Source organism: Anabaena sp. 90 (assembly GCF_000312705.1).
Taxonomy (GTDB): domain Bacteria; phylum Cyanobacteriota; class Cyanobacteriia; order Cyanobacteriales; family Nostocaceae; genus Dolichospermum; species Dolichospermum lemmermannii.
The window spans coordinates 2,391,687-2,408,481 of sequence record NC_019427.1; the positions used below are offsets into that span (position 1 = coordinate 2,391,687).

General features: G+C 37.3%; 11 protein-coding genes and 1 pseudogene. 6 read left to right on the plus strand and 6 right to left on the minus strand.

Annotation, left to right across the window (positions count from 1 at the left end):
• Positions 1–73: 73 nt before the first annotated feature.
• Positions 74–712, plus strand: coding sequence for a peroxiredoxin (locus tag ANA_RS10475; protein ID WP_015080038.1), 639 nt, complete (start codon positions 74–76; stop codon positions 710–712).
• Positions 713–798: 86 nt separating this feature from the next.
• On the opposite strand, the gene ANA_RS10480 is transcribed toward ANA_RS10475, so the two are convergent.
• The 3 genes from ANA_RS10480 to ANA_RS10490 are packed head-to-tail and all read right to left on the minus strand — an operon-like array spanning position 799 to position 3,415.
• On the minus strand, positions 799–1,689 hold the full coding sequence (locus ANA_RS10480) for a hypothetical protein (protein ID WP_051155175.1): 891 nt from the start codon (positions 1,687–1,689) through the stop codon (positions 799–801).
• On the minus strand, positions 1,673–3,118 hold the full coding sequence (locus ANA_RS10485; RefSeq protein WP_015080040.1) for an AAA family ATPase: 1,446 nt from the start codon (positions 3,116–3,118) through the stop codon (positions 1,673–1,675). Before ANA_RS10485 ends, ANA_RS10480 begins: the two co-directional genes overlap by 17 nt.
• 39 nt (positions 3,119–3,157) lie before the next feature.
• Positions 3,158–3,415, minus strand: a complete 258-nt coding sequence (locus ANA_RS10490) for an antitoxin family protein (protein WP_235081798.1) — start codon at positions 3,413–3,415, stop codon at positions 3,158–3,160.
• A 257-nt stretch (positions 3,416–3,672) separates the two neighbouring features.
• Between ANA_RS10490 and ANA_RS10495 the strand changes: the two genes are divergently transcribed.
• Both ANA_RS10495 and ANA_RS10500 read left to right on the plus strand, forming a co-directional pair.
• Positions 3,673–5,784: a bifunctional arginine dihydrolase/ornithine cyclodeaminase gene (locus tag ANA_RS10495; RefSeq protein ID WP_015080042.1), complete on the plus strand. Its 2,112-nt coding sequence runs from the start codon at positions 3,673–3,675 to the stop codon at positions 5,782–5,784.
• A 299-nt stretch (positions 5,785–6,083) separates the two neighbouring features.
• Positions 6,084–6,701 carry a hypothetical protein gene (locus ANA_RS10500; protein ID WP_015080043.1) on the plus strand — a complete coding sequence of 206 codons (618 nt, stop codon included), beginning with the start codon at positions 6,084–6,086 and terminating at the stop codon, positions 6,699–6,701.
• A 48-nt stretch (positions 6,702–6,749) separates the two neighbouring features.
• Here the strand turns inward: ANA_RS10500 and ANA_RS28535 are convergent.
• A pseudogene (locus ANA_RS28535) lies at positions 6,750–7,737 on the minus strand (Rpn family recombination-promoting nuclease/putative transposase).
• A gap of 664 nt (positions 7,738–8,401) precedes the next feature.
• On the minus strand, positions 8,402–10,390 hold the full coding sequence (locus ANA_RS10515) for a bifunctional serine/threonine-protein kinase/formylglycine-generating enzyme family protein (RefSeq protein WP_015080045.1): 1,989 nt from the start codon (positions 10,388–10,390) through the stop codon (positions 8,402–8,404).
• A gap of 108 nt (positions 10,391–10,498) precedes the next feature.
• Between ANA_RS10515 and ANA_RS10520 the strand changes: the two genes are divergently transcribed.
• Together ANA_RS10520 and ANA_RS10525 are read left to right on the plus strand one after the other, a co-directional pair.
• Complete coding sequence (locus tag ANA_RS10520; protein WP_015080046.1) at positions 10,499–11,275, plus strand: Uma2 family endonuclease; 777 nt, start codon at positions 10,499–10,501, stop codon at positions 11,273–11,275.
• Between the two features lie 77 nt (positions 11,276–11,352).
• Positions 11,353–11,850: a DUF2085 domain-containing protein gene (locus ANA_RS10525; RefSeq protein WP_015080047.1), complete on the plus strand. Its 498-nt coding sequence runs from the start codon at positions 11,353–11,355 to the stop codon at positions 11,848–11,850.
• A gap of 78 nt (positions 11,851–11,928) precedes the next feature.
• Here the strand turns inward: ANA_RS10525 and ANA_RS10530 are convergent, their stop codons facing one another.
• Positions 11,929–12,927: an N-acetylmuramoyl-L-alanine amidase gene (locus ANA_RS10530; RefSeq protein ID WP_015080048.1), complete on the minus strand. Its 999-nt coding sequence runs from the start codon at positions 12,925–12,927 to the stop codon at positions 11,929–11,931.
• A gap of 164 nt (positions 12,928–13,091) precedes the next feature.
• Here ANA_RS10530 and bchH point away from each other — a divergent pair, with 164 nt between their 5' ends.
• The gene (gene bchH / locus ANA_RS10535) at positions 13,092–16,784 is read left to right on the plus strand and encodes a magnesium chelatase subunit H (RefSeq protein WP_015080049.1); all 3,693 of its coding nucleotides are present in this window, start codon (positions 13,092–13,094) and stop codon (positions 16,782–16,784) included.
• The last annotated feature ends 11 nt before the right edge of the window (positions 16,785–16,795 follow it).

A 16,795-nucleotide genomic window follows, 5' to 3' on the forward strand; every position in this document is an offset into this window, starting at 1 on the left:
GGGGTAATCGGTCTTTTGTGTCATACTGTCACGGTAGAATATAGATGTTTTCTTAAAATACAGGGAATCTTACATGACTCTTCGTCTTGGTGATACAGTACCTAACTTTACTCAAGCCTCTACTCATGGGGAAATTGACTTTTACGCCTGGGCTGGTGATAGCTGGGTGGTACTATTTTCTCATCCTGCTGACTTTACACCAGTTTGCACCACCGAACTCGGCACAGTTGCCAAACTCAAACCAGAATTTGATAAACGCAATGTGAAAGCGATCGCTCTCAGCGTTGATGATGTAGAATCTCATAATGGCTGGGTTGGTGACATTGAAGAAACCCAAAGCACCACTCTCAATTACCCAATTTTGGCAGATCCAGATCGTAAGGTTTCTGAACTTTATGATATGATTCACCCCAACGCAGCGGCTACTGTCACTGTGCGTTCTGTGTTTGTCATTGACAATAACAAAAAACTGCGTCTTTCTTTCACCTATCCTCCCAGCACTGGCCGCAACTTTGATGAAATCTTGCGCGTCATTGATTCTCTGCAATTAACTGATAATTACAGTGTTGCTACTCCCGCAGACTGGAAAGATGGTGAAGATGTGGTGATTGTCCCTTCTTTGAAAGATCCTGAAGTCCTCAAAGCTAAGTTCCCTAAAGGTTATGCAGAAATTAAACCTTATTTGCGGATGACTCCTCAACCTAACAAATAGGTTTCCATAACAGTAAATATTTCATTGTCGGGTGGGTTAGCAACGGTGTAACCCACCATTACTTGTTTTATTGTATAATAGACAAGTTAGTTATTAGGCTCTGATATTTGCCTATTTAAAAACTTTATTACTAATCTATTTATCAGATTAAGTGCCTCTAATTCATTTTTTATTTTCTCATTGTATTCATTTTCATCTATATTAATTTCAGTAAATTTTGTATTCGATAATAAAGTTATATAATTTGTTGCATCTGGTAATAAATAATTAATATAAATCCCTTTTCTATCCTTCTCAATTACAAAATTTCTGGAATAACATTCATCCTCTATACGTTTTGATAATGCTGTTTTTGTGAAAATATCTTCAATCAATAAAGCCATTGATTCAGTAATTTCTTGATGATTATACTTATCTGTTATCTTATTTGACTTTGAAACATAAGGATATAACTCGGCTTTATGATCATATTGAATAGGTAAAATAATAAAGCCATTTGAAGCTAACTCCGCTATTTTTTTAAATGGAATTTGTGAATTATATGGAGTTAATAAAATTCCTTGATATTTAATTTTTAGTTTACTAGGTAAATGATTAGATATCTCATTTTGTAAAATTTCTTTCAATTTTAAAATTTGTTCAATTCCATTTTCTAAAGAGTTGTGATTCTTCCCTTTCATTTCAATAATTGTGCAAATACAAGAATTAGAATCAAGATAAAGAGACATATAATCTGGACGCTTTAAGGCTTGATTTCTAATAAGAGGATCATTTCTTCTATCTATTTCAAACAAAATACATATAGCTTGATTTTCAGAATCTAAAGTTATCCGAAAATGTACTCCACTTTCTTTAGGAACGCTTCTTCCTGGTACTGTACAGAAAACTAGGAGATTTTCTAGAAAGTTAAAATTTTGCCAATCAAGTTTATCTTTTTTGTCTTTGAGAATTTGAGCAGGATTATTCTTCTGTTTCATCTGCTTTTTCTTGTCCTGCTTCATAAATTTCAAAAAACTTTTGTTGTATATCTACAGAAACATCACTTAAAGTATCCCATCTTATACCATAATCTGGATCATTTAATGAAACTAATTTATTATCTTTCATTTCATAAGCACTAACTTTATCCTTATGTAAAAATGCTCTTTCGTCTTGAAGGTATAAAGATGAAGATTGACGTTTTAATATTTCATGATTTTCATGATTACCATTAACTAAATTATTCAAATGTGCCATAACATAAGGACTATGGGTTGTGAGTAAAATTCTCACACCAAGATTAACAAGAATAGATAATGCTTCCAGCAGCTTTGCTTGTGATTCTGGGTGTAAGTTCATCTCTGGTTCATCTATTACCAGAAAATCACCTTTACTTGCACGATATCTTAAATATAACAGTAATGGTGCAAGTTGCCTGATAGAAGATGAAGCATTATATAGATCAATTTCTAAACCTTTTTTAACTAAAACTTTTATTTCTTTTCCACCTAGCTTAGTAGGTTTTAAATTAGTTTTATTTTTGTTTTGTAGCTGTTTTTCAATCTCATCTGCTAATTTCTGAAATTCGTTTTTATTGCTTGAATTAATCTTGGTTGTTTCTTGAAGTTCTATTTCAGATAGAAAATCTAAAAAATCTTCTACTGGTTGTGGATAACGGATATCTATTGCTATTAGCGGTTGAGGTAAGCCAAATTTCTCTTCAGAGGTACTGTTGATAAATGACTCTCTTTGTTTTTGTTTAAGAATTCTATATCTTTTAGTTTCCAATATTTTATATATATTTATAAACGCATTTCGTTCAGCAGGAAATGGAAAAATATTAGAAAAAAGCACTTCTGCAACACTAGAGATAAATCTATTGGTGATAAATCTATTGGTAAAATGTAATGTTTGATTTTTACTTAGTTCTTCATTTTTAGGTTGAATTTCAAAGAATAAAACATCCTCTTTACGAGTAAGTTTAAGAGAAATTTCATCTGTCAGAGGAATAGCATCTTTATGAATTAATTGATTGATAGCATCTTCTACTTCTTGTTGAGAAATTATCATTTCAAATGATGTTGTCGAGAAAAGTTTACGACTTGAATCCTGAAAAAATTGTTGTACACCAAAATATTTGTCTTCTCCAAAACGTTTTGCTGTTTTTTCAATATCTCTGATAAAAAAATCAAGCAAGTTATGATCTATTTTAAGCGACCACCTATCGTGTTCTTCGGGCTTAAGTTCTAGTTCTGATTTATTATCACGTCGTAAGCTTAGACTGCTTCTAGCACGCTGCCACAAACCGTAGGTAGAATAGGCAATATAGGTTTTATTTGAATTATTCAGTCCAATAATTACTGTTAAAGGACGCAAATCTAACTCTGTTTCTTGAATACTACCTAAGTTTGAGAATTTGATTTTCATTTTTCGCCTATATTCCAAATAGAAAATACCATTTTAGTATTAACAGCCTTCATGCAGCATCTCCCGTGTAAAATGAGGTGCATTTAATGGAATCGGATTTTGCTGCATTCGTGAAATTAGAGATTTGAGAAAACGTTGTTTACTTTCTACATCTGAAATGGGAGGTGAAACAACAGAACTTGATTGGATGAGTAATTCCACCTCAGAACCTTCAGGTAAATTACAGGCTGTTTCCAAAATGAATGTGCCGTTACGATAGATTGCTTTTAGTGTAGGGGGCATAATAGAAAACTTCATAATTTAATTATTGTAGAGCAAGTTAAGCCAATAATCAGAATCACCCATCAATTAACAAGTTAATATTGCATTCAAACACAACCATTTCTCTCCTACCTATCACATTGTCCCTAGCAGTAATAGAATAATAACGATATCCTTGTAAAGCCTACCAGGAACAAAAGGTAGAGGTTAAGTAGCAGATTTGACAGAATTGGATCGCCAAAACTCTGTATCCAGAAGACATTAGTAGCATTTTAGAAATTAGCAAGATTTTTATGGTTTCCCAAATTCGTTTTTTGATGTGCGCTCCTGACCATTATGATGTGGATTATGTGATTAATCCTTGGATGGAAGGGAATATTCATAAGTCCTCACGCGATCGCGCCGTAGAGCAATGGAATAAATTATACAATGTCATTAAAAATCACGCCATTGTTGATTTAGTTGCCCCAGAGAAAGGTTGGCCTGATATGGTATTCAGTGCTAACGCGGGTTTAGTCCTTGGTGAAAACGTCGTTCTTAGCCGCTTTTTACATAAAGAACGTCAAGGTGAAGAACCGTATTTTCAACAGTGGTTTGAGAATAATGGTTTTAATGTTTACACTCTTCCTAAAGACCTCCCCTTTGAAGGTGCTGGTGATGCACTCCTCGACCGGGAAGGGCGGTGGTTGTGGGCTGGATATGGTTTCCGGTCAGAATTAGATTCTCACCCCTACCTGGCTAAATGGCTGGACATTGAGGTGATTTCTCTGCGGTTGATGGATGAGCGTTTTTATCACCTGGATACCTGCTTTTGTCCTTTGGCAAATGGTTATTTGCTGTATTATCCTGGCGCGTTTGATTCCTACTCTAACCGCGTGATTGAAATGCGCGTCGCACCGGAAAAGCGGATTGCTATTGAAGAAGCTGATGCTGTTAACTTCGCTTGTAATGCGGTGAATGTGGATAGCATCGTGATTATGAACAAAGCTAGTGATAATTTAAAATCACGTTTGGCTGAAGTTGGTTTCCAAGTCATTGAAACACCGTTAACAGAATTTCTCAAAGCCGGTGGGGCGGCTAAATGCTTGACTTTGCGGGTAACAGAACCTATTGGCGAGGAAATTCACGCTAATGCTTCTGTAGAAAGTCGTGTCATTCGCATGGAAGGACACTTGCTAGATGCAGGTTTAATTAACCGCGCTTTAGATTTAATTGTGGAAATGGGGGGAAGTTTCCAAGTTCTCAAATTCAACTTGGGAGAACAACGTCAAAGTACATCTGCGGCTGAGGTGAGGGTATCTGCACCATCTCACGAAGTGATGGAAGAAATCATCTCCCAGTTGATTGATTTGGGTGCGGTTGATTTACCCCAAGATGAGCGCGATTCTAAGTTAGAACCTGTGATTCAAGCGGGTGTAGCTCCTGATGATTTCTATGTCAGCACGATTTATCCCACTGAAGTCAGGGTAAATGGAGAATGGCTGAAGGTGCAAAATCAACGCATGGATGGGGCGATCGCTATTTCCACAACTGCTAATGGTATAGTAGCAAAATGCAAACTCCTCCGGGATTTAGAAATCGGCGACAAAGTAGTTGTAGATGTATTGGGTATTCGCACCGTCCGCAAAGCCGAATCACGCGAACAACGCAATTCTCAAGAATTCAGCTTTATGTCTTCTGGAGTTTCCAGCGAGAGACGAGTGGAATTAGTCGTGGAACAGGTGGCTTGGGAATTACGTAAAATTAAGGATAGCGGTGGTAAAGTAGTTGTTACGGCAGGTCCTGTGGTGATTCACACAGGTGGGGGTGAACATCTCTGTCGCTTAGTGCGAGAAGGCTATGTACAGGGTCTTTTGGGTGGAAATGCGATCGCTGTTCATGATATGGAACAAAACCTGCTGGGAACATCCCTGGGTGTGGACATGAAGCGGGGTGTAGCTGTCCGGGGTGGACATAGGCATCATTTAAAAGTAATTAATACTATCCGCCGTTTTGGTAGCATTGCTAAAGCTGTGGAAGCGGGAGTGGTGAAAAGTGGGGTGATGTATGAATGTGTGAAAAATAACATCCCCTTTTCCCTCGCTGGTTCAATTCGGGATGATGGTCCGTTACCAGATACCCAAATGAACTTGATTTTAGCACAACAGGAGTATTCTAAAATCATTGAAGGTGCAGACATGATTTTGATGCTGTCTTCCATGCTGCATTCTATTGGGGTGGGAAATATGACTCCGGCTGGTGTGAAGATGGTTTGTGTGGACATTAACCCGGCTGTGGTGACAAAATTGAGCGATCGCGGTTCAATAGAATCTGTAGGTGTGGTGACTGATGTGGGTTTGTTCCTCAGTCTGTTAACTCAGCAATTGGATAAGTTAACAAGTCCTTATGTTGCTAATGTAGGTTAAGAAATATCTCACGCAAAGGCGCAAAGACGCAAAGGGTTTTTCTGGGCGTTTTTGTGTCTTTGGTTTGGAAGTTTTTTTCACGCTCCAGGCGCAGAGGACACAGAGAAATATAATATAAGCAGTACCATTTATTCCTGTACTCACTATCAAAGCTAAGGTATTATTGGAATTGGAGAAAGAAAAAAATCATAATTTTCATTTACAAGATTTACCTTCTCAATTTGAATATCCGTTAATTATGGAGGTATAATGGGGGGATTAGCGGGTTTTTCCTATCGAGAAGAGTTAAAAATAGAATTATGGGAAAAATACAAATAATTGACTCTAATCAATCCTACACATTTGCTGATTATTTCAAATTGAATTATGAACCAGATGAAATTATAGGATATTTTGGCTATAAGTTTCAATCACAATCTCTAACTTTACCAACAACTCAACAAAATTTAGAAAGATTAACAGACCTAAAAAATCGTATTGAAGAAAGTTTACCCTATATTAGTTTAACCAGTGAAACCGCCAGAAGAGAATTTTTAATTGCTCCTGTAATTATGGAACTAATTCACTATACCCATGCTAAAGTTAGAGTAGAGTATGGGTTAAATATCAATAATCAATTAAAAGGAGTTGTTGATTATTATATTAAAGCTGATAACCAATTATTAGTTATTGAAGCTAAAAATGCCGATTTAGAAAGGGGAATTGTCCAATTAGCCGTAGAATTAATTGCCTTTGATAATTGGTCTCCTATTGATAATCCTATCCTGTATGGTGCAGTTTCTATTGGTAATATTTGGCAATTTGTAATTTTACATCGGGAATCAAAAGAAATTACTCAAGATTTAAACCTTTATCGTGTCCCCAATGATTTAGAAATTTTAATGAAAATTTTAGTAGCTTTAATGAAAAATTTATAATTATCAAGTAGGTTGGGTTGCAAAACCCAACACCACAAATTATTATTTCTAATGATCTTGTTGATTTAACCAAGTTACTAAATCAGCAACTTCAGAAATATTAAACAACGCAGCACCTAAATTTTCTAACTGTTCAACAGGTAAACCTTTGACTTTTTCAACTATTAAAGAATCAATTTCCCCAAACCGTTGATTAAGTAAACGTAGACAAAATTTAACTTCTCCTCTTTGTTCTCCAATTCTTTCTCCCTTCTGCAAAATGTCCTGATAAATGACTGATTCTTGCATAATATCCTCACTTAACAATTGACGAATAAAGTCTTTCTCAAACCGCAAACCTGCTAAAATCTCTGTGTAAGCTGCAATATCCTGTTTAGTCTCCCTATCTGCAATTTTAGCAACATTATTGGCAATCTGGGATAATAGGCTTTGAGGTGAATTTGTCTGTGTTAATGGTGCTAATGGTAATAATGCCAGATTATTGAGAAATAAATCTGAATCTTGTTCCCACATTCTGATTACACGATAACGGTGTCTGGTTGTTTCGTTAACATATTCTTCAGTAAAAACAATTGGATCATTTGTTTCTTGCAAGAAAATCACGACTTGAGTAACAGGAACTTGATATGTACGGATTAATCTCAGAGGATGTTTGAAAAGTATCAGAATTAATCGAGATCCCCCCAACCCCCCTTACAAAGGGGGGCTAAATTCCTCAAAGTCCCCCTTTTTAAGGGGGATTTAGGGGGATCTGCGGGTGTCAGATCCCACACGAAAAAGTTTTCAAACATCCTCTCACTGAATAATCTAACTCTCTAAACGGAATTGGAGGTTTAGATTGTGGGTTGGTTTGAAATTCAATATGTAAAATCCGATTTTCTGTTTGTAAGAAGGTGACAAAATCAGCGCGAATTGGTTCTATACTCAATTCGGTTTTTAAGACTTTGATGGTTTTTGGTGCTTGGGGAAGTAACCATTTAGCAAAATCAAAGGGATATTTTTCTGCTAGTAGTTTACAAACGTTGTCAAAACTCATGAGGTTATAAAATTAAATTGTCAGAATCAGGATATCCAGGATTTAAGGATTTCCAGGATGTTTGTTTGAGTTGTGTTTTTAGGGTTTAAGAGTTTATGATTAATGTTAATATATACGATTTTCAACATAAAATTTTCAAAATAAAAATTATAAATACTCAATTCATTTAAAATAATTTAGGGATAGGGATATGGATATTACAAAAATCCTGATTCAGACAATATTCATTTTCACGCAAAGACGCAAAGGAAAACCAGCAATTTATCAATAACATCCTGTAAATCCTTAAATCCTGGATATCCTGATTCTGACAATATTGAATATTCATTTTCACGCAAAGACGCAAAGGAAAACCAGCAATTTATCAATAACATCCTGTAAATCCTCAAATCCTGGATATCCTGATTCTGACAATATTGAATATTCATTTTCACGCAAAGACGCAAAGGAAAACCAGCAATTTATCAATAACATCCTGTAAATCCTTAAATCCTGGATATCCTGATTCTGACAATTTAAAAAATGTGTGCTATCCTAAGCAAAGACACCACAATCTGCTTTATTGTCGAAAGAAAAAATTTTATTTTTCCGCCTAACGGCGGGGGTTAAGAAGGGAAAAGAGAAAGAAAAGAAAAGGGCAAAAGAGCAAGAGTGTAAAGGGCTACTAAGTCCTCGCCGCACCACTACATACAACCCGAAAACCAATACTGTAGTAGTCGTAGACGAGAAGGTCGTTGAAGCGATAAGCAGAACGGCAATAGTCAGGAGTGCTGCGCCACGAACCACCGCGCAGCAGCTTTGTACTGCTTTGCCCTGTCAAGGCACTACCATCTGTAGGCGCGTTATTATAACTATTTATATAATTATCCTGACACCATTCCCACACATTACCGTGCATATCATACAAACCAAAAGCGTTAGGGGGAAAAGAACCTACATCTGTGGTTTGTTGACGATACTGGCCTTTTGGTGCAGAAGCATAAGTGTAATTACCATCATAGTTTACCAATTCTGGGGTAATACTTTCACCAAAATAAAATGGTGTAGTAGTTCCGGCTCTACAAGCATACTCCCATTCAGCTTCACTGGGTAATTTATAGTTTTTTCCTGTTTTTTGACTTAACTTTTCACAGAATTTAACTGCATCATTCCAACTGACTCGTTCAACTGGGCGATTATTGCCTTTGAATCTAGAACGGTTACTACCCATGATAGCTTGATATTGTGCCTGTGTCAATTGATATTTTCCCATGAAGAAACTAGGAACAGTAACTTGATGTTCGGGACTTTCGTCTGAATCCCTTCCTGCTTCGTTTTCCGGTGAACCCATGATAAATTTTCCCCCTGGTATTTCCACCATTTTCAATGTCACACCATTTCCTAAGTCTTCTGTGAAGTATCTTGCACTTTCATTGCGTCGGTTGATGATGTTACCTGATGCGTTGGTGCTGACAACTTCAAAACTAAAGGTTTTCAGGTTATTTGTAGAAGTTTTATTTTCAGGAGTTGGTGTATTTTCAGGAGTTGTTGTATTTTCAGGTGTTGTTGTATTTTCAGGTGTTGGTGTATTTTCAGGTGTTGGTGTATTTTCAGGTATTGAGGTTTGACTTTTCTTCCCAGAAAATAAACTTTGTCCTACAAATGCGACAGTTACACCACCTAAAAATAATCCTCCATAGATAAAACCGCGACGATTGATTGTAGTTGGAGAATTTCCCAAAGATTGATTTTTATTTCCCCCTTGAGGTACATAAATAGTAGGAGGAACTTGTAAATCTTTAATAACTTCATCCGCAGATTGATAACGTTTTTGAATATCAACTTTCAACAACTTATCTAAAACTTTACCCAATTCCTGACTCACCGGACTAGGTAAATGTTGTCGCCAATTATTCACCCAACTAAAACCATTTATTGTCCATAAATTAAAAGGATGAACCCCTGTTAAAAGATGAAAACAATTTGCACCCAAAGCAAATAAATCACTGGCTGGATAAGCTTCACCAAGCTGAATTTGTTCCAATGGACTATACCCATAAGAACCTATTTGTGTTCCTATTTGGGTGTGAACTGTGGTAGTTAATTGTTTAGAAGCCCCAAAATCAATTAAAACCAACTTTCCATCACTGGCTCGGCGCATGATATTCTGTGGTTTAATATCCCGATGAATAACCTGGTGCTCATGAATAAACTTTAAAGATGGTAATAAATCTAGTAATAATTCCCGAATTTGGGTTTCCTTGTATTTTCCCTTTTGTGCTAATTCATCTAATAAATTTTCCCCTTTAATAAACTGTTGTACCAAATAGAGAAACCCATTATCTTCAAAATAAGCAAACAGCGTTGGTATTTGCGGGTGTTCTCCTAAATCTTGTAAACGGTTAGCTTCTTCAATAAATAATTCTGTGGCTTTTTTTAAAGCGTAAGTTCCTGACTGTTTAGGTGCAAGTTGCTTGATTACACAAGTTTCATTGAGTTTCTGGCTATCTTCCGCTAAATAGGTTCTCCCAAAACCACCTTCAGCAGAAAGCACCCGCAATACTCGAAAGCGATTGATTAATAATGGTATTAACGGGGTTCTGCAACTTTGACAGAACTTGTTATGATCAGGGTTGATAGGCTGGGAACAATCCGGGTTTAAGCAGCAGATCATAATCTGTGATAGATGACTGTATAACCTTTATAATACAATATTCAGTAATTCCGCGCTTCCTGTTCTCTGATATAATACTAAATAAACAACTGCAATCTTTTAAACAGTATGAGTGAAACCCTGGCTGATATTGCTATACCACCGCAGTTTCCTGATCATACTCAACTACCAGAGTCTGATGGTACTTTCGTGAAAAACTTTCAAGAACATCCTCAAAGTATAATTATCACAGATTCAATAATTCAAACTTTACAAATATTACATCCCGATGGACAATTTTGTATAGGTCAAGATTGTGGTATTTATTGGCGCGAAACAGAACCACCAGAAAAAGGTACAGTTGCACCAGATTGGTTTTATGTCCCTGATGTAGCACCACAATTAGCAGGTAAAATTCGCCGTTCTTATGTTTTATGGCGGGAATATATTCCCCCATTAATTGCTATAGAATTAGCTAGTGGTAATGGTGAAGAAGAAAGAGATACAACTCCTCTACCGGGTTTAAAAGAAGGTGAAAAACCTGGTAAATTCTGGGTATACGAGCGCATTATCCGCATTCCCTACTATGCTATTTATGAAGTGAATAATGGCAAATTAGAAGTTTATCATTTGGTTGATTTTTCTTACCAAAAAATGCAGCCTAACGAACGCGGACATTATCCTATTGCGCCATTAGCTGTAGAATTGGGACTATGGCAAGGAAGTTACTTAAATAATCCTGAACAACTTTGGCTACGCTGGTGGGATTTAGATGGTAATTTGTTATTGGTAGGTCAGGAAGAAGCCCAATTACAAAAATTAAGGGCTGAAAAAGCAGAAGTTAAAGCTGCACAATTAGCAGCACGTTTACGGGCAATGGGGATAGATCCAGATGATGATTTATAATCATTTTGGGTGTTTTCTACCCTATAATACTAATTGCAGAAAACGAACCGCAGAGGCGCAGAGGACACAGAGAGAATATGGAAAGGGTAGTTTTGTTAAGAGGGTTACAAGTTAATTGGGTGAGTTTTTTTGCGGATTTCCTATTAGCTGGGATGGTTTTTGGTCCCCCTCTTGCTCCTTTTTTGGCTGCGTCTGGCGTGTTTTTGCTTCCGGGGATTGCGGATATTATTTACTTTATGGGTAATCATGTATGTCCCCAGCCTACTATGGGTTTGGAGTTATCTCCACCTTTTATTATGGCGGTTTGTATGCGCTGTTATGGAACGGTATCAGGTTTATTGATGACTCGGATTTTGTATGGTTTAACTAATGGCAAAGGCGTTTTTTGGTTAAGTCAATATGGTTGGACTGGTGCGGCTTTTGCTAGTGTATTAATGATGGCTTATCCGTTGGAGTTAGCAGCGCAGATTTTCGGTTTATGGGATTTTAATAATTATATTGTTACGCCTTTTGGTTTGATTACGGGTTTGGCTTGGGGTTTATTTGCTATGCCAATTTTGCATTTTCGCAGATAGGAAGAGGGAGATTTACTCCCTATTTATCAGTCGTATTCTTTGAGGAATTAGGGATCAATAAATTAAATGAAAATTTATCTAACCTACCAATTTTTGCCAAGTAATTGCCCCAATAATACCATCAGCAGTTAAACCGTTTTGTTGTTGAAATTTCTTGATTGCTGCTTCTGTTTGTGGACCATAGATACCATCAGGATCAGCACCGACACGATATTGTAAATATCTGATAATTACACCACTAGTATGAGTTCCTTGCACAACTCGTTTAGCTAATATTTGATTGATAGCATCCCAAGTAGTATTACCTGCTATTCCTGTGGGTAAAACTCCCACAATTCTCTGAAATTTTTCCGTTGCGGAAGATGTAGCTTGTCCCATGCTATTATCTTCGACTAGGGTCCGATTATTTTTATCAGTAATTTTCAGCCGATTTAAAGCTTTTTGTAGTCGGAGAATGCTCTTATCTTTATTCTGTTCTTCATCTATAACAGTATTTACAGAAGCATTAGGAACAGGAACAGCAATAGGAATAGACACACCAGGAACAGGATTTACAGGAGTATTTGCTACTTTACCTGTTAAGCCGGCAACTATGGCATTAGCCATTGTTTCACCATCATATAGTTGTATATCTTTGGCAGAATCAATGAAGCAACATTCTATAAGAATTCCTGGCATATTTGTTCTTCTGAGAACATACAAATGTGAGCCACTTTTAACACCACGATTAAAAAAGCCCAATTTGACAATTTCATCTAATACTTTTTGGGCAACTTTTTTGCCAGCGTCGCTAATAGCAAATACTTCTGTTCCATTAGCTTGTCCATTAAAAGCATTAAAATGAATAGATACAAAAATATCTACTCGGTTACTATTGGCTTTTTCGCACCGGCTACCTAAAGATTGATTTACTGTCCTGGCACTATTCGGTTTACAGGCAATTACTGTATGTCCTAAATTTTCTAATTTAGCTATAACCTTATTACCCACTTCCATTGTTAACTTATTTTCGGATTTAATTCCCTCTGCACCACTATCGGGAGGGCAATTGTGACCAATATCAATACCGAATTTCATTTGTATCTCCTTAATTGACTTTTTTACTATGCCAAGAGTCTGCTACTGGTTAATATAGTTCCAAAAAGCATAGACATTATTTTAATCTCTAGGTAGAGATTCCCCCATTAATCTCCAAAAATGTTTAAGATCAATGTAAAGAAATATTTCGTAGCAAAAGCATAATGAAACGCATTGTCTTGATTGCTGGGTTTGAATCGTTTAACGCGGACTTGTACCGAAAAGCGGCTGATTTGGCTAATTCCCGGTGTCCAGAGTTGGATATTCGAGTATTTAGCGATCGCAATATTACCACCAATAGCACGGAAGTAGCAGCGGCACTTAAAAACGCAGATGTATTCTTTGGTAGCTTACTCTTTGATTATGACCAAGTTGTATGGTTGCGGGAGCGTGTCGCTAACATCCCTATCCGGCTCATTTTCGAGTCAGCACTGGAATTAATGAGTTTAACCAAAATAGGAGCATTTGCGATTGGTGACAAACCCGCAGGAATGCCCAAACCCATTAAATTCATCCTGGACAAATTCAGCAACGGTAAAGAAGAAGACAAACTTGCCGGTTATATCAGTTTCCTGAAAATCGGACCAAAGTTATTAAAATTCATCCCCGTCCAAAAAGTCCAAGACCTTCGTAACTGGTTAATTATCTATGGTTACTGGAACGCCGGCGGTTCAGAAAACGTCGCTTCCCTATTTTGGACAATTGCGGAAAAATACTTAGATTTAAAAGTTGGAGATATACCCCCACCCATGGAAACCCCCGATATGGGGTTATTACATCCTGATTATCAAGGATTTTTTACATCACCCAAAGCATACTTAGAATGGTATCAAAGAAGGAGTCAGGAGTCAGGAGTCAGGAGTCAGGAGAAAGAAAGGAATAAAATTACCCAGTCCCCAATTATCGGTATTTTACTTTACCGAAAGCACGTCATCACCAAATTGCCCTATATTCCCCAACTAATCCGCTATTTTGAAAAAGCGGGTTTGACTCCCTTACCCATCTTTATCAACGGTGTAGAGGGACACGTAGCCGTTAGAGATTGGATGACCAGCGACTACGAAACCCAAGAACGTCAAAGAGGTAAAATTGAAACCCTTTCCCTTTCCGCAGAATCGGTAAAAATTGATGCCATAGTTTCTACCATTGGTTTTCCCCTGGTTGGTGGTCCGGCTGGTTCAATGGAAGCCGGAAGACAGGTGGAAGTAGCTAAACGCATTCTCACAGCTAAAAATGTCCCGTATATCGTCGCTGCACCCTTATTAATTCAAGACATTCATTCTTGGACAAGGCAAGGCGTAGGCGGTCTGCAAAGTGTTGTCTTATATGCTTTGCCAGAATTAGATGGCGCAATTGATACAATTCCTCTCGGTGGTTTAGTTGGGGAACAAATTTATTTAGTTCCTGAACGAATACAGCGATTAACTAATAGAGTTAAAAGCTGGATTTCTCTCCGCCAAAAACCTATTTCTCAACGGAAAATTGCCATTATTTTATATGGTTTTCCCCCTGGTTATGGTGCTGTAGGAACTGCTGCATTATTAAACGTTCCTCGCAGTTTAATTAAATTACTTCATGCACTGAAAGAACAGGGTTATACAGTTGGTGAAATTCCCGAAGATGGTGAAGAATTAATTCGCCAAATTAAAGCAGCGGATGAAATTAATCCCCTGGTAGAAAATAACATAAAAGACATCACAACTGTTAATGCTAGAACATTAGAAAAATGGTTAGGCTATCTTTTTACATCTCGCATTGAAAAACAATGGAAATATCTGACTGGTAGCGGCATTAAAACCTATGGAGACGAGTTTAATATTGGTGGTGTGCAATTAGGAAATGTGTGGATAGGTGTCCAGCCACCTTTGGGAATTCAAGGTGATCCCATGCGGTTAATGTTTGAAAGAGATTTAACCCCCCATCCTCAATATGCAGCTTATTATAAATGGTTACAAAACGATTTTCAAGCTGATGCAGTTGTTCATTTTGGAATGCACGGAACGGTAGAATGGTTGCCAGGTTCACCATTAGGAAATACTGGCTATTCTTGGTCTGATATTCTCTTAGGAAATCTGCCCAATCTCTACATTTATGCCGCAAATAATCCTTCAGAATCAATTTTAGCCAAACGTCGCGGTTATGGCGTGTTAATTTCTCACAATGTCCCTCCCTATGGACGCGCTGGTTTGTATAAGGAATTGGTAAATATCCGCGATTTAATTGCAGAATATCGAGAAGATCCAGAAAAGAATTATCTGTTAAAAGAAGGCATTTGTAAAAAGATAGTTGATACTGGATTGGACGTGGATTGTCCTTTTGATGATGCGAAAAGGTTGGGTATTCCCTTTACGCCGGAAAATGTGAGGATGTTTAGTAATCACGCTTTTGATCATTATTTGGTGAAGTTGTATGAGTATCTCCAAGTTCTCGAAAATCGTCTTTTTTCTTCTGGTTTACACGTTTTAGGTGAAGCACCAAATCAGGAGGAGTTAACTGGGTATTTGGATGCTTATTTTGGAAACGAACCACAGAGGCACAGAGAACACAGAGAGGAGGAGGAAATTACAAGGTTATTAAATCAATCTACTGATGAGTTAACGAATCTTTTAAGGGGTTTAAATGGTGAGTTTATTCCTCCTGCACCTGGTGGGGATTTGTTAAGGGATGGTGCTGGAGTGTTACCTACGGGTAGGAATATTCATGCTTTAGATCCTTATAGAATGCCTTCTCCTGCTGCTTTTGCACGGGGTAAGGAAATTGCTAAGAAAATTATTTCTCAGTCTTTAGATGAAAATAAGAAATATCCCGAAACTGTAGCAGTTTTATTATGGGGTTTGGATGCTATTAAGACTAAGGGTGAATCTTTGGGAATTCTCTTGGAATTGGTGGGTGCTGAACCTGTGAAGGAGGGAACTGGACGCATTGTTAGATATGATTTAAAACCTCTTGCTGAGGTGGGACATCCCCGTATTGATGTGTTAGCAAATCTATCGGGTATTTTCCGGGATAGTTTTGTGAATATCATTGAATTATTGGATGATTTATTTCAACGGGCTGCGGAAATTGATGAACCGGAGGAAATGAATTTTATTAGAAAACACGCTTTGATTTTAAAAGCCCAAGGTGTGGAAAATTCTTCCGCAAGATTGTTTTCTAATCCCTCTGGTGATTTTGGTTCTTTGGTTAATGATAGAGTTGTTGATGGTAATTGGGAATCTGGCGAAGAGTTGGGGGATACTTGGGAAAGTCGCAATGTTTTTAGTTATGGTAGAAATGATAAAGGACAAGCTAGACCAGAAATATTGCAGACATTATTAAAAACTAGCGATCGCATTATTCAAGAAATAGATTCGGTAGAATATGGTTTAACTGATATTCAGGAATATTATGCCAATACGGGAGGTTTGAAAAAAGCTGCCGAAAAGCAAAGTGGAAAAAAAGTACAAGCCAGTTTTGTCGAAAGTTTTTCTAAAGACACCACACCCCGCAATTTAGATGATTTATTGCGAATGGAATACCGAACTAAGTTATTAAATCCCAAATGGGCTGACGCAATGGCTAATCAAGGTTCTGGTGGTGCTTTTGAAATTTCCCAACGCATGACGGCTTTAATTGGTTGGGGTGGTACTGCTGATTTTCAAGATGATTGGGTTTATGATCAAGCCGCAGAAACTTATGCTTTAGATCCAGAAATGGCGGAAAAATTACGCAAAGCCAATCCTGAAGCTTTTAGAAATATTGTGGGGAGAATGTTGGAAGCATCGGGACGCGGTTTATGGCAAGCTGATGGAGATAAGTTGGATAAGTTGCGAAAGTTATATGATTTGACTGATGAGGAATTGGAAGGAGTGACGTAAAAAATCTCAAT